Origin of the sequence: Pseudarthrobacter sp. NPDC055928 (assembly GCF_042270935.1) — a bacterium.
Lineage (GTDB): Bacteria > Actinomycetota > Actinomycetes > Actinomycetales > Micrococcaceae > Arthrobacter.
Genome location: NZ_JBHJZH010000008.1, coordinates 85,440 through 103,362 on the forward strand (window position 1 = coordinate 85,440; position 17,923 = coordinate 103,362).

Consider the following 17,923-nt stretch of genomic DNA (forward strand, 5'->3'; position numbering starts at 1 on the left):
ACCAGCGAAAGGACCAGCCCATGGCCTATCTCACCCACAACCCCGCTCCAGTCCAGGCACCCGCACGGATCGGACTCATCGGCTCCGGCTGGATGGGGGCATTCCATGCCGAAAGCATCGCCCGCCGCGTCCCCGGCGCCGTCCTGGCGGCCATTGCGGACCCTAATCTGGAATCCGCGCAGACCCTCGCCCGCGCGCTGGGCACCACACAGGTGACGGCCAACGCAGCAGACATCCTGGCGGACCCGGAGATCCATGCTGTGGTGATCGCCAGTCCCGCACGCTTCCACTCGTCACTGATCGCCCAGGCCGCTGCCGCCGGAAAGCACGTCTTCTGCGAGAAACCGGCCGGTCAGGGGCTCGATGAGCTCGACGCCGCCCTCGCAGCAGTGGAAGAAGCCGGCGTGCACTTCCAGGTGGGCTTCAACCGGCGGTACGCGGATGACTTTCGGGCCGCCAAGAAGGATCTGGTCGCCGGCATCGCCGGAACACCGCAGCTCCTGCGCTCACTTACCCGCGATCCAGGGAACGGAAGCATCCCCAACGCTGCCAAGGTCCCGGCCTGGACCATCTTCCTGGAGACCCTCATCCACGACTTCGACACCCTCAACTGGTTCAACGAAGGTGCCGAGCCCGTGGAGGTCTACGCCGTGGCGGACGCGCTCGTAGAGCCTGACCTGCGCGACGCGGGTTTCCTGGACACAGCAGTGGTGACCATCCGCTACAGCAACGGTGCGGTGGCCGTCGCCGAGGCAAACTTCAGCGCGCTGTATGGGTACGACATCCGCGGCGAGGTCTTCGGCTCCAAGGGCATGGTCCAGGCCGGCCGCGTCACGGAAACAGCGGCCCGGCGCTACACGGCGGAGGGGCTCTCCGCGGACACTCCGAGGCTCAATGTTGAGCTTTTCCGCCAGGCCTACACGGACGAACTCGCCGACTTCGCCGATGCGGTGCGTGCCCGGCTCGACGGCATGCCGCCCTCGTCGTCCGGCTCTACGGTCACCCCGGATGGCGCAGATGCCCGCCGTGCGCTGGCCATGGCACTGGCGTGCATCGAATCGGTCAAGAGCGGCGCCCCGGTCTCGGTCGACCAGACGGCGGCCGTCTGATGCGCCTTGCAGTCTGCGCTGAGATGGTCTTTACGGACCTTCCGTTTGTGGAACGCGTCCGCCGGATCCACGAGTCCGGCTTCGATGTGGAGCTGTGGGATTCGCGGACCAAGGATATCAGCGCGCTCAAGGCCACCGGTGCCGTGTTTTCCTCCATGACGGGGTACACCTCCGGCAGCGTGGTGGACCCCGACACTGCCGATGACGTGGTGCGCACGGCGGAATCGCTGATCCCCACCGCCCTGGAACTCGGCGTCAGCCGCATGGTGGTGCACCCGGCAGAACTCATCGACGGCCACGCGGCCCGCCCTGCATACCGTTCCACCGGCCGGATGTGGAGCACCGGTGCCCGGACCCTGGAACGCCTCGGCAAGCTGGGCGAAAAATACGGCGTGACGTTCTGCCTAGAGAACCTCAACACCATCCTTGACCACCCCGGCATCCCGCTGGCACGCGCCAAGGACACGCTGGCACTCGTTGAGGCCGCCGGGCACTCCCACGCCAAGCTGATGCTGGACCTTTACCACGCCCAACTCGGGGAGGGGAACCTCATTGAGCTGGTGCGGACGGCCCTGCCCTTCATCGGCGAGATCCAGGTGGCCGACGTCCCGGGGCGCTGCGAACCCGGGACAGGGGAAATCAACTACGCGGCCGTCGCCAGGGCGCTCGCCGAGGTCGGTTATGACGGCACGGTGGGCATGGAAGCCTGGGCGCAGAGCGACAGCGACGCGGCCCTGGACGCGTTCCGGGCTGCCTTCAACGTTTATTCGGCGGAAAAACTATGAAAGACGTCGTTCTGGGCCTTGTGGGAGTGGGCCGGATCGGTGTGATGCACGCGAACAACATCGCCGCACTGAACGGGGTGCTCAATCCGGAGGGCATCAACGTCCGGCTGCGGCTGACCGACGTCGCCGCAGAGCACGCCAGGAACGTCGCGGGCGGTCTGGGCGCGGAGTTCTTCCCGTCAGTGGAAGCGCTGCTTGCCTCCGGGCTGGACGGCCTGGTGGTGGCCACCGGGACGGGTACCCACCCCGAGCTGATCAAGGCGGGGGTAGACGCCGGAATCCCGGTCTTCTGCGAAAAGCCGGTGGCCATGAACGTGGCGGATGCGCTCCCGGTACTGGACTACATCAGGGACCGGCACGGCGTGGTCCAGATCGGCCACCAGCGCCGCTTCGATGCCGGCTATCTTGAGGCCCGGCGCGCCTACCAGGCCGGCGAGCTGGGCTGGATCCACTCGCTGCGGGCAGTCACGTGCGACATGGCGCCGCCACCGGTGGAATTCCTGGCCAGCTCCGGCGGCCTGTTCCGGGACTGCTCGGTCCACGATTTTGATATCCTCCGGTGGCTGACGGGCCGCGAAATCGTTGAGGTATATGCGAAGGGCTCCAACAACGGGGACCCGGCCATCGGCGCCGTGGGGGATGTGGACACCGCGCTCGCGCTGTTGACGTTCGACGACGGGACTGTGGGTACAGTCTCCGCCACCCGCTACAACGGGGCGGGCCATGATGTCCGCCTGGAAATCCAAGGGTCCCTGCGGTCGCTGATGGTGGGGCTGGATGACAAAACCGCGTTGGCCTCGGCGGAACCCGGCATTGGATTTCCTGCAGGTGAGCCGCACCGGACCTTTGCCGAGAGGTTCGATGCGGCCTACCGCGACGAAATGGCGGCCTTTGTGGAACTCACCCTGGGCCGGCGGGACAACCCCTGCACACCGGAGGACGCGGTGGCGGCGTCCCGGGTGGCGGACGCTGCCCAGGAGTCCCTCGCCACTGGCGTTGCGGTGAAGGTGGCTATCAGCGTAGCCAGGTGAGCGTGCAGCTGCGACGCAAAATGCCCCTCCGGAATCTGTTCCGGAGGGGCATTTTTGTTGATCCCTAAGCTGTGAAAGGCAGCCGTGGATCGATGTCCACGCCGTCCCAGCTCTGGCGCACCCAGCCATGATGCGGGTCGTCACTGATGAGCCATTCACGGACGGGGCCAGGGCCGGCCATCACGTTCAGGTAGTACAGGTCGTAGCCGGGGGCCGCCATCGCGGGGCCGTGCCAGCCGTAGGGCACCAGCACAACGTCGCCCGTGCGGACCTCCGCCGAGACATCGATGGGCCGCTCGTCCGAGGCATAAACCCGCTGATAACCGATGGCATCAGCGTCGGCAGGCGCCGCGGAGCCGGCGGCCACCTGCGTTTCGAAGTAGTAGATCTCCTCGAGGTTCGTCTCGCCGTCCTTTTCCTCATCGTGTTTGTGGGGCGGGTAGGAAGACCAGTTTCCGGCCGGGGTGAGCACCTCGCACACTATAAACCGGTCGGCCTCAAGGGCTGCCGGCGTGCCGAAGTTGTGAACCTGGCGGGAGCAGTTGCCCGCTCCGCGCAGCTCGACGGGTGTCTCCGCCCCGGTGACCAGGCGGGTGGGATAGGAGGCTTTGGCCGGGGCCGTTGCAACGGCGAACCTGCCGCCGTTGTCGGAGCTGACGGTGACGGCGCGGCCAGTTCCCGAATACAGGACATCGCTGGGGCCGTGGAACACGGAAGCGCGCCCCTGCAGCACATAGTCTTCACCGTCGACCGTGACCGTGAAGGAACCGTTGAGCGGAATCACTATCCGCTCCTCTCCGGCAGCCGGGAGTTTGAGGGCGGCACCGGCCGCGAGGGTCGCGACTTTCAGCCCTGTGTGGGCCCAGCCCTCCACTGCCAGGGGTGAATCAGAAGTTCCGAGCGAGACGTCCCAACCGCCGTCGGCGGCGCTGCCAAGAGGGTAGACCCAGTTAGTCATAGATAAGTATTCCTTGCGCTATCGCTGTACGAGTGTCATTTCAAAGCTGTACGAATCCGCCCGGTACACGTGGTGTCCGGTCTCCACATTGCGGCCTGTATCGTCCACGGCGGTCCGCTCCATGGTGACCAGGGCCGAGCCTGGAGCCGCGTCGAGCTGCGTGGCCTGGTACTCGTTGGCCACCACGGCGCCGATCCGCTGCGTGGCGAGCCGGAAATTCACTCCGCCGTTCCGCAGGACGGAGTACAGGCCCTGGCTGGCCAGGAGTTCCTCGGTCAGGGGGGTGATGTCGTCGCGGACCCAGTTTTCCATCAGGGCCAGCGGTTTCCCGGCCACTTTCCGCAACCGGGTGAAGTGGTACACCGTGGCGCCTGGGGGGAGATGGAGCGCCTCGCGCGTAGCGTCGTCGGCCTCGTCATGGCTGAAGGTCAGTACGTCGGTGGTGGGTTTTGCGCCGTTGTTGCTTAGATCGTCAAAGAGGCTGGAGAGTTCCAGTGGCCTCCGTACCTGGCTGGAAACCACTTGGGTACCTACGCCGCGCTTACGCACCAGCAGGCCGGAGCGCACCAGTTCATCCATGGCTTTGCGCATGGTTGGCCGGGAGAGGTTGAGCTGCGCTGCAAGGTCGATCTCGTTGTCCAGCCGGCTGCCAGGCGGAAGCAGGCCCGTATGGATGGCGGCCTCGATGCCCTGCACCACTTGGTGGTAGAGGGGCACCGGCGAAGAGCGGTCGATGCTGAGGTTTAGTTGATTCGCCATTGAGATGCATCCTTCGCGCCGCTAGGGTTGCTGCGAAGCAACTCCCCTTTGTCCTGCCTATGTCCGCTTGATAGGACATACTGCCTTTATTGTTGATAATAACAGGGCGTTGGCAGGCGGCAAAGAAGCCGTCCCGGCCCGCCGTGGAGGCCTGACTAGGCTGGGGAGATGAACAACCGATACCGGGCACAGCCGGGGTCTCGAACCAGGCCGCCGGCATGAACCCCTCCGGCAGCGTGCACCCCAGCCCGCGGACCCTCGAAGTCGAGAGTCTTGCCAGCTTCGACCGGCTGGTGGCGGCCGGAGCTGTGGCCATGCACGGCTGGCACGCCCAGTCTTTGGACCTGCGCGGCCGGAGGGCAGCGCTGGAGACCCTTGATGTGGAAGGCGCTATCTTCCTTGGGTGCACGTTTGACGAGGGTGTTGAGGACGGCCTGCGGCGCCGTGGCGCGCTGATTTTCCCCAAGCTTGTTGGTGTGCCCTTCGACCCCTACCGGGCGAGGCTCTACACCCCTCAGGAGCTTTATGCCGGGCTGGACCACGCCCCCTATGAAGAACTGCCCGACGCCCTCGTCTACCAGTGGAGCATCCGGCCCGGGCAGCGGCACCGCCTGGACGCCACCCTGGCTTCGGCCCTGCATGACCACGCCATCGGTGACGCCCTGGACGAACTGGTCCGCTCCGATGCCGTAGCCGGGCTGACCGTGGTGGGCGTGATGGGAGGCCATAATGTCCAGCGAGGTACTCCGGAGTTCGCGCAGGCTGCCTCGTTGGGCCGGCTGTTGGCTGGAAGCGGGAAGCTGGTAGCCACCGGAGGCGGTCCAGGGGCCATGGAGGCCGCCAACCTGGGCGCCTACCTCAGCGGGATCCCCGAAGATGAGTTCGAGGCGGCCCTGGTTTCACTGGGGGCCGTCCCTGGCTTCCGTCCCTCGGTGTCCGCGTGGGTGCGCGCGGCGGCCGCCGTCGTCGCACGTTTTCCGGCGGGAACGCCGTCGCTGGGTATCCCCACCTGGTTCTACGGGCATGAGCCGCCGAACTACTTTGCCACGCACATTGCCAAATACTTCGCCAACGCCGTACGCGAGGCGATCCTGCTCGAAGTCTGCAACGGCGGCATTATCTTCCTGCCGGGAGCAGCCGGAACTGTCCAGGAAATGTTCCAGGACGCGTGCGAGAACTATTACAGCGCCCGTGAGGCCGTGACGCCGATGGTCCTGGTGGGCAGCCGTTACTGGCAGCACGAATACCCTGCCTGGCCGATGCTCCAGAGGCTGGCAGCCGGGCGGGCCATGGCGGACCGGATCTTCCTGGTCGACACCGTTGACGAGGCGCTCGCCGTGATCGGCGGGTAGCTTCGGCGCCAGGTCCGGGGACGGCGGAGATTGCCGGGTCTAGAGATCCTTACGGCACAGGGCGCCGGCCAGTTTGTACAGGCCGTTGAGATCGCCCGCGGCAAGGCCTTCCGGGGTGCCGATTTCCGGAAACATCAGCTGCCGGTGGTCATCCACGTGTTCGAGTCCCATCACATGGCTGAGCTCGTGCAGGATGACGGCCGTGGCGTACAGCTCCCCGTCGGGCTGCTCCAGCTCTTAGCAATCTGCGGGGCGTCCAGCTCCAGGCTGCCAGTGACGAAGGTCTTGGGACCGTTCTCGTAGCTGAAGTGGGTGCTTCCCCCGGTGCCGATCACTTTACCCTTGAGCTGGGGAGCCACCTCGGGAGTGGTCCAGGAGACCAGCAGCGGCGCCCAGCGGTCACCGTACGAATCCGGCTGGTACGGAGCGCGCTTGGCAGAAGGCTCTTCGGTGGTGGCGCCGTCGTAAATGAACCGGATCCCGGTGGCCCGCGACATGGTGTCGATTGCTTCCGGGATAAGGGCCTGCGCGCCGGCCGGGACCAGGTCCGCGTTCACCACGTAGTGCAGCGGCCGGCACGGCGAATATCCCACCGGTGTGCCGTCGTCGTTGGTGGCCAGGAATTGGTAGGAACTGCTCGCGTACGGGGGCGGCTCGGGCCTTCCCAGCGGCGCGTCCTCCTCCTCGAGCCCGGGCGGGGGAGCCTCGGGCCGACCCTCGGCAGCGGGCCGGACGCCACCCGATTCGCCCGGCTGAACGGCTCCGGGCCCGAGCCGAACATCCAGTAGTTCACCAACGCGTGGGCCGCCGTAAAAGACTCCGCCGACCACCAGTGCCGTGGTGCCGGCGGTAATACCCAGCAGGGCGTTCCGCATGGAACGCCCCGCAGAACGCCTCCCGCTGCTGTGCGGGCGGTCCGGTGGAACGCTGTCCATCAACCCACCACGGTGCCGAAGGCCAAGCCAAGCACATACGTGACGGCCGCGGCGCCCAGGCCGATGGCCAGCTGCCGCAGCCCGCGAGTCAGCGGCGACGTGCCTGAAAGCAGGCCAACGACGCCGCCAGTCATCAGCAGTGCCACACCCACCAGGACTCCGGCCACCACCAGCGCGGCCACGCCTGTCATGCCGAACAGGAAGGGAAGGATGGGCACGATGGCACCGGAGGCAAAGAAGCAGAAGCTGGACAGTGATGCGCCCCAGGCGGTGCCTACGGCTTCGTGCTGGTCCTCAGTTTCAGGGAGTTCAGGCTGGAGGGACAGGCTGGGATCGCAGTCGCAGGAGAGGAGCCCCATGCGTTCGGCCACGCGGTGTTCGGCTGCTTCGTGGGACATGCCGCGTGCCAGGTACACGAGCAGCAGCTCGTTATGTTCGATGTCCAGCTTGGGGGCCGCCGCCAGGGTGACCTGGGTGGGCCGTGTGGCCGCGAGGAGTTCACGCTGCGAGCGGACGGAGACGAATTCGCCGGCGCCCATCGACAGTGCGCCGGCCAAGAGCCCGGCAATACCACTCAGGAGTACTACGCTGCTGGCCACGCCGGACGCTGCCATGCCCATAACCAGGGATAGATTGCTGACCAGGCCGTCGTTGGCTCCGAACACGGCGGCGCGGAATGTTCCGGCGAGCCGGTTGCGGCCCCGTGTTGCCAGGCCGCGCACTACTTCCTCATGGATCTGTTCGTCGGCGGCCATGGCGGGCGTGGCGGACGGGTCCTTGGCGTACGGGGAGCGACCTTCGGCGCGCTGGGCCAGCGCGAGGACAAAGACCGAGCCGAAGTGGCGGGCCAGGAAGCCCAGCAGCTGGCTGCGCAGCGACGCTTGGCGGGACTTCCCGGCGTGATCGCCCAGGAGCCGGAGCCAGTGGGCCTCGTGCCGGCCTTCGGCTTCTGCAAGGGCGAGAAGGATGTCTCGCTCCTCGCCCAGCCGGTTCTGCGCGAGGTCCCGGTAGACAGCGGCCTCGGCGCGTTCATCGGCCAGGTATTGGCGCCAGCGCCGGATGTCCGCAGGAGTGGGCTCGGCATTTGTCGGCTGGCCTGCCGGGCGGCGATCAGTCTGGGCAGAATTCGACGGAACAGAATCCGAGGGCGCCGGAACGGGCTGGGCAGAATCCCGGGCGGCGCGGTGTTGGCCGGGACTGGCGTGCTGAGACACAGAAGCTCCTGAGCTTGATGGGGCATGGTTCGGCCCCATTGCAAGGCCCAGCTTACCGCGGAATTTCGCGGATTTTCGGCTGGCCAACCTCACTTCGGGGTTTCGGGTACCCTCAAAATCCCCGGCTCCGGGTGGCTTTTGCACTCCTGTCTGCGGACCCTTGACCGGGGCCACCGGCGGTGCTGTGATGAAGGTGTGGCGCCCGCCAGCGCCCAGCCGAAAGAGCACGTCAGTGGCGAACAAACGGAGGTTGCACAATGAACACCACCGGACAGCACCCGGACATGCCGCACCTTGATGCCGTAGAAGCCGACCCCGCTTATGACTACGCCGAGGATGCGCCGGTTGACGCGAACGACTGGGATGCAGAGGACGAGTTCCTGGACGCTGAAGACGTAGTCATTCCGACCCCTCCGGTCGAAGTTGACGCCGAGGAGCGCGTGGTTCCGCTGGACCCCGAGGAGTTCCGCGAACCAGAACCTGAGTAGGACGGACGACGGCGGCGCCTCCGGTTCGCTGATGAGCGAAAGGAGGCGCCGCCGTCGTGCTTTGTGCTGCTCGAATCTGTCCCTGGGGTGGTTCGAGCCCTGTCGAAATCCTTACGGCGCAGTCACGGTGACAGGAACTTCGTTTTCCTTGCCGGCTACGCGCCGCGCCCAATTCCGCATGACCTGCGGGTCCGTGGGCTTGGTGAGCAGCGAGACCGCCACATAAACCACGGCTGAGCTGATGAGGCCGAAGTAGATCGGTTCGTTGGCGAAGACGCCGTCCAGCGGGGCCTTGGCGTTGACCTCCAGCACGATCATGGTGCCCAGCGTGACAACCGAACCCACCGCCATGGAGGCCGCGGCAGCCAGGCCGGTTCCGCGCTTCCACACCAGGCCGCCCAGGATGGCGACCAGGAGCCCGCCCACGAGGATGTCGTAGGCGATTGTCAGGGCGGCCACGACGTCCTTGGTGATGATCGCGATCAGGATGGCCACGATGCCGAGCGAGAGGACCCACATGCGGTTGGCCTTGACGTCGTGCTCTGGGTTGTCGGTGTCGTCGGTGTTGATGTCCTTGCCGAACCAGCTGGCAACGAACGGCAGGACGTCGGCGCGGGCAACCGTGGCTGCGGCGATCAGGGCGCCGGAAGCGGTGGACATCATGGCGGCCACAGCTGCGGCAAGTACCAGTCCGCCGATACCAACAGGGAGGATTGTCTGGGCAACCTCGGCGTAGACGTCGTCTTTGGCCGCAATGTCGATCCCGGAGAGGGCCACGCTGGCAGCCATGCCGATCAGGGCGCCGGCAACACCGTAGAGGATGCAGTAGATGCCGGCGGTGGCGCCGCCCCAGCGAGCTACGCCCGGGGTCTTGGCGGTGAACACGCGCTGCCAGATATCCTGGCCGATCAGCAGGCCCAGGGTGTAGACGACGAAGTAGGTGATGATGGTCTGCACGCCGATGCCATCCATCTGGAAGAAGCTTTCATCCACACGGCTGCGGATGCCGTCGAGGCCGCCCGCTGCATTGAGGGTGAAGGGAAGCATCAGGGCGAAGATGCCCACGGTTTTGATGACGAACTGCACCTGGTCCGCCAGGGTGATGGACCACATGCCGCCGATGGTTGAGTAGACCAGCACGATCGCTCCGCCGATGGCGATGGCGAGCCAGCGGTCCCAGCCGAAGAGGACCACGAAGATGGTGGCGTAAGCGCTGGTGGAGGTCGCGCACAGCATCAGTGTGTACGCCAGCATGACAATGCCCGAGGTCTGCGTTGCCTTGCTTCCATAGCGAAGGGTGAGCATCTGGGAGACCGTGTAGATCTTGAGCTTCTGGATAGTACCGGCGAAGAGGAGGCTCAGTAGCAGCACGCCGGCGCCGATGGCCACCACCAGCCACATGCCGGAGATGCCGAACTTGTAGCCGAGGCCAACGCCGCCGACGGTGGAGGCGCCGCCCAGGACAACGGCGGCCATGGTGCCTGTGTAGAGGAACGGGCCGAGCCGGCGGCCGGCCACGAGGAAGTCGCTGTTGTTCTTGGTGCGGGACTTACCCCACCAGCCGAAGGCAAGCATTGCGATGAGGTACACCACCACAATGGCGATGTTGACGAAGTTAGCGTCCATGTTGGGGCTCCTTGGAGCTGATCTGCAGCGTGGCTCGAACCCGGCGGCGCTGCTGGGGAGGCCGGTGTTCCGCTGCTCTTACGAGGTGGGGATGAGGGGAATCCTCGGATGTTGTCTGTCTGCAATATTGCATAGGAGACAACACTTGTTGCCTAAAAGAGTAGGCTGTGACCGTGGTAACAGTCAAGGGCCCGCCGCAACGTCGCCTGGCTGTGGCGTAGCGGCGTCACATGGGTACGTGGCCATTAGGATTGCTCCAGAGATGGGGCCGGGGTTGCCGGCCATGAAAGGTCTGCACATGAAGGCACTGCCAGTAGAACCGAGCAACGTTCCGGTTGCCATCGGGTCCCGTATCCGGGCTGCCCGGCAGTCCCAGCGACTCACCATCGAGCAGGTTGCCGACGCCACCGGGCTGACCAAGGGCTTCCTGAGCCGTGTGGAGCGGGACCTCACATCGCCCTCTGTCGCTTCGCTGGTGACCCTCTGCCAGGTGTTGTCCATTTCCATTGGGGACCTGTTCGCCGCTCCCGAAACCCACCTGACCAAGCGCAACGACGGGCCCCGAATTTCACTGGGTGGCGAAGGGATCGTCGAGCGGCTGCTGACGGCCCGCTCGGAGCGGCGGATCCAGATTATCCAGGCTGTTATCGAGCCCCATGGCCGCGGTGAGTCCGAGCTCTACGCCGTGGACTGCGACGTAGATGTGCTGCACGTTATCAAGGGCAGCATCAAGCTGATCCTCACCAACGAAGAATACGAGCTCAGCACCGGGGACACCGTCACGTTCCCCGGACGCGAACCCCACACCTGGATCAACCCCACCGGCGAGGCCGTTGAGGTCCTCTGGGTGCTGGTCCCCGCCGCCAGTCGGTAGCGCGCGCTTTTCGGCTGGAGTTGTGCGTTCCTGCCCGGTTTGTGGCCGGGCTTCCGCGGGCGTGCCCTGTGCGGGCGCGGGCTGCCGCCCAGGCACAGCGATCTGGCCCGGAGTAACTGGGAAGGAGCGCTCGCCTTACCTGGCCGAGGCGTTCCTGGCATCGAGCACCGCCCTGATTTCCGCCACCACCTGCTCCGGGTTGAACCAGATGTGTTCGGGCATGTAGCGGAGGACAGCGAAGCCCTTGACCGTTGAGGTGTTGTTCCTGTGGCGGTCCCTGAGCATGTCCGCGCGCTTTGAATGAAAGGCGAATCCGTCGATTTCCACGATCAGGAAACCGCCCAGCAGGAAATCCACCCGCCCGATGCCGGGCAGCGGCACCTGGGCCTCGAAATCGATCCCATTGCTCCGAAAGAGATGCTGTGCGTCGACTTCCACTATCGATTCTGCCCGCAGGTCAAGCTCCTGCAGCGCGCGTCGAATGGGCCCCGAGCGGTCACCGCGTACCTCGGCCCTGAGTAGCTCCATTGGTACGCCGTGCAGCCGGACCGCCGATGTCGCGATGGCCGTGGACGACGGCGGCGCCAGGCACCCAAGTGCGTGCAGGACCACGTCTTCCACCGCCGCCACCGGCAGTTCCGGGTGGCCCTCGAATCGCACCGTCCGGTGCCGGACGAAGCCTTTGCCATGGCCGTGGTTGCAGGCCAGGTGCAGCCGGAACGGAGGGTTCCGGAGCCATAACCCGTGGCGTGCGGCTGCGCTGGCGCAGGTCAGCCGGCCGTTATGGTGGATTGCGGCGGCGAGGTCCGCGTCGCAGTTAGGTGCGAGGAAAACTCCCCGCCTGGGTTGCATGGCACCCAGCCCGGTCAGGCGCCCTAAGTCCCGTCTGGAGAATCCGGCGCTGAGGAGTTGGGCGGTGCGGGCAACCCCGCCGGCCTGTACAAGGTATTCGAAGATATCCATGGAGCCCATTGCAGGCTGCCGGAGCCGGATCTGACAGAGGAAGCAGGCCCTATGTGGGCAACGCACGCCACTTGCTGTGCGTTCCTGCCCAGTTACTTCCGCCAACGTCGCCTCCTGGCAGGGGATGTTCCCGGGATCCCGCGGCGCGAGATGGGCGCCGGCCGTGGACCGGGACAGTAACTGGGCAGGAGCGCCCGTGACACCTGCGCCCCCGGGCCGCTTGTAAACACTTGATGCGCATAAGGAAACTTCAAGGTATGATGGCTGTCACACCCGCCGACCAATCCTCGAAGGAGAGGCTCACTGTGAAAGAGCTGCGCATCGAAGCCAACGGCAACCTTGGCCCGATCGATTCATCCCGCATCCCGCGTTATGCGGGCGCTGCCACCTATGCCCGACTGCCGCGCCTGGACCAGGTGGCGAAGGCTGACGTGACGGTGGTGGGCGTGCCCTTCGACTCCGGCGTTTCCTACCGTCCGGGTGCCCGTTTCGGCTCTAACCACATCCGTGAGGCCAGCCGCCTGCTCCGTCCGTACAACCCCGCGTGGGACGTCAGCCCGTTCGAAAACATCCAGGTGGCTGACGCCGGCGACATGGCGGTCAACCCGTTCAACATCAATGAAGCCATCGAAACCATCCAGCAGAACGCCCTGGACCTCACCTCGGCCGGCAGCAAACTGGTAACCCTCGGCGGTGACCACACCATCGCCCTTCCGCTGCTCCGGGCAGCGGCCGAGCGCGCCGGCGGACCCATCGCCATGCTGCACTTTGACGCCCACCTCGACACCTGGGACACCTATTTCGGCGCCGAATACACGCACGGAACCCCGTTCCGCCGGGCCGTTGAAGAAGGCATCCTGGATACCGAAGCCATCAGCCACATCGGCACACGCGGCCCCCTCTACGGCAAGAAGGACCTCGACGACGACCACCGCTTCGGGTTTGGCATTGTCACCTCCGCCGACGTCTACTACCAGGGCGTCCTGGAAACTGTGGCCAAGGTCCGTGACCGGATCGGGAACCGCCCGCTCTACATCTCGGTGGACATCGACGTCTTGGACCCCGCCCACGCCCCGGGCACCGGAACGCCCGAGGCCGGCGGCATCACCAGCCGCGAACTCCTGGAGATCATCCGCGGCTTCCGCGGCATGAACCTGGTGGGTGCCGACGTCGTGGAGGTCGCCCCTGCCTATGACCACGCCGAAATCACTGGAGTGGCCGCCAGCCACGTGGCCTATGAACTCATCACCCTGATGGCGGACAATGCTGTTGAAGGTGACCGCTTCGGGGCAGCCAACGGTTACGCCGCCCAAGCCCTTGGCCAGGAAGTCCGCCAGCCTGCCGGGTTCGCGGCCAGCATCCCCGCCGGAATCAAGGAGTAACCAATATGATCGATTTCGATCCCGGCACAGCAGCCCCCACGAAGGGTACCGATGTGCGCAACGGCGGGGATCTCGTCGTCGAAACCCTTGAAGCCCTGGGCGCCAAAACAGTCTTTGGGATTCCCGGCCAGCATGCACTGGGCTTGTTCGACGCCATGGGCCGCGGCAACCTGCATTTTGTCTCCTCGCGCGTGGAGAACAACTCAGCCTTCGCCGCGGACGGCTACTCCCGCGCCACGGGCGAAGTGGGCGTGCTGTTCCTTTCCACCGGACCGGGCGCGCTGACCTCGCTCGCCGGGCTGCAGGAGGCTTACGCCACTGGTGTGCCAATGGTGGTGGTGGCCAGCCAGATTCCGCTCGAAGGACTCGGTGCCCGTCGTAAGGGCATGCTCCACCAGCTCGATGACCAGAAGGCCTCGGCCGCAAACGTCACCAAGAGCCAGCGGCTGATCCAGCATGCCTCCGGGATCCCGTCGGCCATCCAGGATGCCTGGACCGAGGCCATCTCCTCCCCGCAGGGGCCGGTTTGGCTGGAAATCCCGCAGAACGTCCTGCTGGATCCCATCATGGTCCCGCCGGTAGAGGATGCCCTCGCGGAGGCTGCGGACAACCCGCCGCGCGTGGAACTGGTCCGCGAAGCCGTGAAGTGGTTGTCGACGGCGGAACGTCCCGCCATCATCGCAGGCGGCGGGACGCGTCGGGGCCGGGCCGAGAAGTCCCTGCTCTCGATTGCCGAAAAGCTTCGGGCACCGGTGATCTGCACTCCCGGCGGTAACGGGGCATTCCCGTGGAACCACGAACTGTCGCTGCAGTCCTGGATCGAGGACCGCCACATGACCGACGTCCTGGAGGACGCGGACGTCCTGATCGTGATCGGCTCCTCCCTGGGCGAGGTCACCTCCAATTACTTCACTTTCGAACCCCGCGGGCGGATCATCCAGATCGATGCCGAACCCCGCGTGCTCGAGTCCAATCGTCCCGGCCTGGGCATCCGCGCCGACGCCGGCCAGGCGCTCGCCGCCCTCGATGAAGCCTTGGTTGTTCCCGTCGACGCCACGCGCAACTGGCACGGTGTCAGGCCCGAGGACCTGGTGAAGGAGTCCCTTGCCAAGGTCAAGGCCCGGCTGGAGTCCCAGGACCTGGCCAAGGAACTGAAGTTTATGGCCGACATCCGCGAAGCCGTTCCGGCCGATATGCAGACCTTCTGGGACATGACCATCTCCGCATACTGGGGCTGGAGCTGCTGGGATGCCCGGCAAGGCCAGTTCCACTCCGCCCAGGGCGCCGGCGGCCTCGGCTATGGTTTCCCTGCTGCGATCGGCGGCGCTGTCGGCCTGGAAACGGTGGGCAAGCCAAGTCGCGTCCTGGCTGTATCCGGTGACGGTTCGTCCATGTACTCGATCTCCGAACTGGCCACGGCCAAGCAGCACAACATCCCGGTCACGTGGCTGATCGTGGACGACGGCGGCTATGGCATCCTGCGCGAATACATGGTGGGTGCCTTCGGCAAGGCCACCGCCACCGAGCTGGCGCGCCCGGACTTCGTCAAACTGGCCGAAGCCTTCGGTGTGCCGGCCACCCGGGTGGCCCCGGAGGACGTGGGGGACGCGCTCAAAGCTGGTTTTGCCGCCGACGGCCCCAACGTCGTCGTCGTTGAGACCCTGCTCAAAATGTTCGGCCCCACCCACCTGGACTACTGAGCACCTCTTCCACAGCCGCGCGAGCTGGCAGCTATTAGCTGCCAGCTCGCGCTTTGTGGTTAAAAGGACCGTCCGGCGCGATTAGTTTCCTAAAGCAACCTTTTGGGTATATAGTTGCCTGAGGCAAACAATCAAGGAGCGTCCAGACCCATGTCAGTTGCGCCGGATACCGCGGCAGACCTCGTCTACCAAATATTTGACCTCCAGCGTGCGGTGCGATGCGTCGCCACAGCCAGCCTTCGCGGACAGGAAACCGGTGTGGCGCTGCAGGGTGTACTCCGGTTTGTGGGGGAGGGGGAGACCCGCGCCACGCGGCTGGCCGAGCGGCTTGGCGTCAGCGCCCCGGTCCTCAGCCGCCATATCGCCGAGCTGGAGGAACAGGGCTATGTCACCCGCCGGCAGGATCCCGACGACGGACGGGCCCAGCTGGTTGCCCTGACCTCCGAAGGTGCGGGCAAGCTGCGCCATATCGAGGAACAGCGCACGGCGGCGCTGCAGGACTACCTCCGCGAATGGAGCCAGGAGGACGCCGAGGACACGGCAAAGATCCTTCGGAAACTCACCGAATCCCTCAAACATTCAGCCCGGGCAAAGGCGGCCGGACCCAGTACAACTAACCACTAGGAGCAGATTTATGGCCAGCCACGCCGCCGCCCCCGCATCATCGTCCACCCTGTCCCAACAGCCGCCGGCCCCGCTGGCACCCGCACCCGGTCCGGAAGCGCAACCGGCGATGTCGCACCGCCAGATCATGGAAGCCCTGACCGGGCTACTGGCCGCCTTCTTCACCGCCATCCTGAGCAGCACCATCGTGGCGAATGCCCTGCCCACCATCATGTCCGAACTCAAAGGCACCCAGACCGACTTCGCCTGGGTCATCACAGCAGCCCTGCTGGCCAACGCTGCCACCACCCCCATCTGGGGCAAACTCGCTGACCTGTTCGACAAGAAGCTGTTGGTCCAGCTCAGCATCGTGGTGTTTGTGGCCGGCTCCGTCATGGCTGGCCTGTCCGAGACGATTCCGCTGCTGCTGACTGCCCGCGTGATCCAGGGAGTGGCGATGGGCGGGCTGACAGCGCTGGCCCAGGCCATCATCGGATCCATGATCCCGCCCCGGGACCGCGGCAAGTACTCCGGCTACATGGGCGGCGTCATGGCCGTGGGCACGGCCGGTGGGCCGCTCCTGGGCGGATTCATCGTGGACAGCCCGCTCGGCTGGCGCTGGACGTTCTTCGTCTGCGTGCCGCTCGCCGTCGTCGCCCTCATCCTGCTGCAGGTCACGCTCAAAATCCCGCACGTCAAGCGCCCGGCCAAGATCGACTGGCTCGGCTCCATCCTCCTCACGTCAGGGGTCAGCCTGCTCCTGATCTGGGTATCCTTCGCCGGCAACCCGGACTACTACGACTGGTGGTCCTGGCAGTCAGGGCTGATGGTGGGTGGCGGCGTCCTGCTGCTCGCGCTGCTGGTGCTGGTGGAATCCAAGGTGGAGCAGCCCATCATTCCGCTCAAGATCATCTCCGAGCGGACGACTGCCCTGGCCATTCTCGCCTCGGTGGCAGTGGGCGTGGCCATGTTCGGCTCGTCAACCTTCCTGGGCCAGTACTTCCAGGTGGCCCGCGGCGCCACCCCCACCGAAGCGGGCCTGCTGACCCTGCCCATGATCGCCGGTAACCTCATCGGTTCCGTGGTGTCGGGCCAGCTGATCAGCCGCACCGGCAAATGGAAGCGCTACCTCGTGGGCGGGTCCATCCTGCTGATCGCTGGCCTCGGCCTGGCCGGCACCGTGGACCACACCACCGAGCTGTGGCTGACCGGCGTCTACACTGCCATCCTGGGCCTAGGGCTGGGCATGGTGATGCAGAACCTGGTCCTCGCCGTGCAGAACACCGTCAAGGCCACGGATATCGGCACCGCCAGCGCTTCGGTTGCCTTCTTCCGCTCTGTTGGCGGCGCGATCGGGGTATCGGTCCTGGGCGCGGTACTGGGCACCCGCGTCACCCAACTCGCCAACGAAGGGCTTGCCGCCGCCAACATCCCAGTGCAGGGCGACGGTGCCGGCGCCAGCATGGATCTTGTGGACCTTCCCGAACCCGTCCGCGAAATCATGCGTGCCGCTTACGGTGACGCCACGGCGCAAATCTTCCTGATCTCCGCCGTCATCGGCGTGATCGCCTTGGTGGCGGTCCTCTTCATCAAGGAGAAGCCGCTCCGCCGCACGGTAGACGTCCGTCCGGAGGGTGATGGTGCGGAATCCGTGGCGGCTTCGCTTCCGGCTGCACCTTCGGCCACGGCGGGCACGACGGCGGCACCCGGGCCGGGTGCGGACGTGGACGATATAGACCGTGAGTTCGTCGAGGTGCTGAGGCGGCAGCGCAGCAGCGAAAGCGGCACCGGACGCGGAACGGAGGCAGCTGCCGTGAAGATGGTGCCGTTGATCCTGGAAACGCAGCAACTGCTCGCAGAACAGCAGCTGCAGCTTTCCGCAGCCATGTCTTCGGTGCAGCGGCAGGCGGCCCTCCAGCAGGGAATTGCCGCCGAACAGGCGAAGACGGCGTCCATGCTGAAGGCCGTGGCCAAGGAACTCGGCAAGGAACGGAAACTGCAGAAGGCGGCCGCGCACTACCTGGCCTCCGGCGGCAATCAAAAGGACCAGGGTACGCCGATTGGATGATCTTTGGGTGCAGATGTTTCGCACGGGCAACAGATTTCGTAGAGTGGGAAGGCTAAGAATGTCAGCCCCGGCTGCT

The 17,923-nt window shown here is 65.7% G+C and carries 17 protein-coding genes; 10 read left to right on the forward strand and 7 right to left on the reverse strand.

The window, feature by feature from the left end:
- The first annotated feature begins 20 nt into the window (after nucleotides 1-20).
- From ACFC25_RS11905 to ACFC25_RS11915, 3 genes are read left to right on the forward strand one after another with little or no spacing between them, the layout of a single operon-like run.
- A complete protein-coding gene (locus ACFC25_RS11905) occupies nucleotides 21-1,109 on the forward strand; it encodes a Gfo/Idh/MocA family oxidoreductase (protein WP_376045320.1) in 1,089 nt (362 codons plus the stop codon).
- Nucleotides 1,109-1,894, forward strand: coding sequence for a TIM barrel protein (locus tag ACFC25_RS11910; protein WP_376045322.1), 786 nt, complete (start codon nucleotides 1,109-1,111; stop codon nucleotides 1,892-1,894). The genes ACFC25_RS11905 and ACFC25_RS11910 overlap by 1 nt, the downstream gene beginning before the upstream one ends.
- Nucleotides 1,891-2,925 carry a Gfo/Idh/MocA family oxidoreductase gene (locus tag ACFC25_RS11915; RefSeq protein ID WP_337346386.1) on the forward strand — a complete coding sequence of 345 codons (1,035 nt, stop codon included), beginning with the start codon at nucleotides 1,891-1,893 and terminating at the stop codon, nucleotides 2,923-2,925. The genes ACFC25_RS11910 and ACFC25_RS11915 overlap by 4 nt, the downstream gene beginning before the upstream one ends.
- A gap of 64 nt (nucleotides 2,926-2,989) precedes the next feature.
- Here ACFC25_RS11915 and iolB read toward each other — a convergent pair whose 3' ends face one another.
- Nucleotides 2,990-3,883, reverse strand: coding sequence for a 5-deoxy-glucuronate isomerase (gene iolB / locus ACFC25_RS11920; RefSeq protein ID WP_376045324.1), 894 nt, complete (start codon nucleotides 3,881-3,883; stop codon nucleotides 2,990-2,992).
- 18 nt (nucleotides 3,884-3,901) lie between these two features.
- Complete coding sequence (locus ACFC25_RS11925) at nucleotides 3,902-4,642, reverse strand: GntR family transcriptional regulator (RefSeq protein ID WP_337346388.1); 741 nt, start codon at nucleotides 4,640-4,642, stop codon at nucleotides 3,902-3,904.
- Nucleotides 4,643-4,860: 218 nt separating this feature from the next.
- Between ACFC25_RS11925 and ACFC25_RS11930 the strand changes: the two genes are divergently transcribed.
- On the forward strand, nucleotides 4,861-5,994 hold the full coding sequence (locus tag ACFC25_RS11930) for an LOG family protein (protein ID WP_376045326.1): 1,134 nt from the start codon (nucleotides 4,861-4,863) through the stop codon (nucleotides 5,992-5,994).
- A 39-nt stretch (nucleotides 5,995-6,033) separates the two neighbouring features.
- Here ACFC25_RS11930 and ACFC25_RS11935 read toward each other — a convergent pair whose 3' ends face one another.
- The 3 genes from ACFC25_RS11935 to ACFC25_RS11945 are packed head-to-tail and all read right to left on the reverse strand — an operon-like array spanning nucleotide 6,034 to nucleotide 8,143.
- Nucleotides 6,034-6,165 carry a hypothetical protein gene (locus tag ACFC25_RS11935; RefSeq protein WP_376045328.1) on the reverse strand — a complete coding sequence of 44 codons (132 nt, stop codon included), beginning with the start codon at nucleotides 6,163-6,165 and terminating at the stop codon, nucleotides 6,034-6,036.
- Nucleotides 6,165-6,869 carry a peptidase M10A and M12B matrixin and adamalysin gene (locus ACFC25_RS11940; RefSeq protein WP_376045330.1) on the reverse strand — a complete coding sequence of 235 codons (705 nt, stop codon included), beginning with the start codon at nucleotides 6,867-6,869 and terminating at the stop codon, nucleotides 6,165-6,167. Before ACFC25_RS11940 ends, ACFC25_RS11935 begins: the two co-directional genes overlap by 1 nt.
- Before the next feature lie 59 nt (nucleotides 6,870-6,928).
- Nucleotides 6,929-8,143 carry a VIT1/CCC1 family protein gene (locus ACFC25_RS11945; RefSeq protein ID WP_376045332.1) on the reverse strand — a complete coding sequence of 405 codons (1,215 nt, stop codon included), beginning with the start codon at nucleotides 8,141-8,143 and terminating at the stop codon, nucleotides 6,929-6,931.
- Nucleotides 8,144-8,400: 257 nt separating this feature from the next.
- Between ACFC25_RS11945 and ACFC25_RS11950 the strand changes: the two genes are divergently transcribed.
- Nucleotides 8,401-8,631 (forward strand): hypothetical protein, encoded by a 231-nt coding sequence (locus ACFC25_RS11950; protein ID WP_337346391.1) that lies wholly within the window; start codon nucleotides 8,401-8,403, stop codon nucleotides 8,629-8,631.
- A gap of 111 nt (nucleotides 8,632-8,742) precedes the next feature.
- Here the strand turns inward: ACFC25_RS11950 and ACFC25_RS11955 are convergent, their stop codons facing one another.
- Nucleotides 8,743-10,257 (reverse strand): sodium:solute symporter, encoded by a 1,515-nt coding sequence (locus tag ACFC25_RS11955; RefSeq protein ID WP_337346392.1) that lies wholly within the window; start codon nucleotides 10,255-10,257, stop codon nucleotides 8,743-8,745.
- 298 nt (nucleotides 10,258-10,555) lie between these two features.
- On the opposite strand from ACFC25_RS11955, the gene ACFC25_RS11960 reads away from it, so the two are divergent.
- Nucleotides 10,556-11,131: a cupin domain-containing protein gene (locus ACFC25_RS11960; RefSeq protein ID WP_337346393.1), complete on the forward strand. Its 576-nt coding sequence runs from the start codon at nucleotides 10,556-10,558 to the stop codon at nucleotides 11,129-11,131.
- Between the two features lie 135 nt (nucleotides 11,132-11,266).
- On the opposite strand, the gene ACFC25_RS11965 is transcribed toward ACFC25_RS11960, so the two are convergent.
- The gene (locus ACFC25_RS11965; protein ID WP_376045336.1) at nucleotides 11,267-12,094 is read right to left on the reverse strand and encodes a DUF559 domain-containing protein; all 828 of its coding nucleotides are present in this window, start codon (nucleotides 12,092-12,094) and stop codon (nucleotides 11,267-11,269) included.
- Nucleotides 12,095-12,399: 305 nt separating this feature from the next.
- Here ACFC25_RS11965 and speB point away from each other — a divergent pair, with 305 nt between their 5' ends.
- The 4 genes from speB to ACFC25_RS11985 all read left to right on the forward strand — a co-directional run bounded on the left by speB (nucleotide 12,400) and on the right by ACFC25_RS11985 (nucleotide 17,847).
- Complete coding sequence (gene speB / locus ACFC25_RS11970) at nucleotides 12,400-13,476, forward strand: agmatinase (protein ID WP_337350343.1); 1,077 nt, start codon at nucleotides 12,400-12,402, stop codon at nucleotides 13,474-13,476.
- A gap of 5 nt (nucleotides 13,477-13,481) precedes the next feature.
- Complete coding sequence (locus tag ACFC25_RS11975) at nucleotides 13,482-15,176, forward strand: thiamine pyrophosphate-binding protein (protein WP_337350342.1); 1,695 nt, start codon at nucleotides 13,482-13,484, stop codon at nucleotides 15,174-15,176.
- A gap of 150 nt (nucleotides 15,177-15,326) precedes the next feature.
- Nucleotides 15,327-15,800: a MarR family transcriptional regulator gene (locus ACFC25_RS11980; protein WP_337350341.1), complete on the forward strand. Its 474-nt coding sequence runs from the start codon at nucleotides 15,327-15,329 to the stop codon at nucleotides 15,798-15,800.
- Between the two features lie 10 nt (nucleotides 15,801-15,810).
- Nucleotides 15,811-17,847 (forward strand): MDR family MFS transporter, encoded by a 2,037-nt coding sequence (locus ACFC25_RS11985; protein ID WP_376045341.1) that lies wholly within the window; start codon nucleotides 15,811-15,813, stop codon nucleotides 17,845-17,847.
- Nucleotides 17,848-17,923: the final 76 nt, after the last annotated feature.

What these genes read in the sequence shown, in the direction of transcription:
- ACFC25_RS11905 (WP_376045320.1), top strand. Translation starts at nt 21, where the DNA reads ATGGCCTATCTCACCCACAACCCCGCTCCAGTCCAGGCACCCGCACGG.
- ACFC25_RS11910 (WP_376045322.1), top strand. Translation starts at nt 1,109, where the DNA reads ATGCGCCTTGCAGTCTGCGCTGAGATGGTCTTTACGGACCTTCCGTTT.
- ACFC25_RS11915 (WP_337346386.1), top strand. Translation starts at nt 1,891, where the DNA reads ATGAAAGACGTCGTTCTGGGCCTTGTGGGAGTGGGCCGGATCGGTGTG.
- iolB (WP_376045324.1), bottom strand. Translation starts at nt 3,883, where the DNA reads ATGACTAACTGGGTCTACCCTCTTGGCAGCGCCGCCGACGGCGGTTGG.
- ACFC25_RS11925 (WP_337346388.1), bottom strand. Translation starts at nt 4,642, where the DNA reads ATGGCGAATCAACTAAACCTCAGCATCGACCGCTCTTCGCCGGTGCCC.
- ACFC25_RS11930 (WP_376045326.1), top strand. Translation starts at nt 4,861, where the DNA reads ATGAACCCCTCCGGCAGCGTGCACCCCAGCCCGCGGACCCTCGAAGTC.
- ACFC25_RS11935 (WP_376045328.1), bottom strand. Translation starts at nt 6,165, where the DNA reads ATGGGACTCGAACACGTGGATGACCACCGGCAGCTGATGTTTCCGGAA.
- ACFC25_RS11940 (WP_376045330.1), bottom strand. Translation starts at nt 6,869, where the DNA reads ATGCGGAACGCCCTGCTGGGTATTACCGCCGGCACCACGGCACTGGTG.
- ACFC25_RS11950 (WP_337346391.1), top strand. Translation starts at nt 8,401, where the DNA reads ATGAACACCACCGGACAGCACCCGGACATGCCGCACCTTGATGCCGTA.
- ACFC25_RS11955 (WP_337346392.1), bottom strand. Translation starts at nt 10,257, where the DNA reads ATGGACGCTAACTTCGTCAACATCGCCATTGTGGTGGTGTACCTCATC.
- ACFC25_RS11960 (WP_337346393.1), top strand. Translation starts at nt 10,556, where the DNA reads ATGAAGGCACTGCCAGTAGAACCGAGCAACGTTCCGGTTGCCATCGGG.
- ACFC25_RS11965 (WP_376045336.1), bottom strand. Translation starts at nt 12,094, where the DNA reads ATGGATATCTTCGAATACCTTGTACAGGCCGGCGGGGTTGCCCGCACC.
- ACFC25_RS11975 (WP_337350342.1), top strand. Translation starts at nt 13,482, where the DNA reads ATGATCGATTTCGATCCCGGCACAGCAGCCCCCACGAAGGGTACCGAT.
- ACFC25_RS11980 (WP_337350341.1), top strand. Translation starts at nt 15,327, where the DNA reads ATGTCAGTTGCGCCGGATACCGCGGCAGACCTCGTCTACCAAATATTT.
- ACFC25_RS11985 (WP_376045341.1), top strand. Translation starts at nt 15,811, where the DNA reads ATGGCCAGCCACGCCGCCGCCCCCGCATCATCGTCCACCCTGTCCCAA.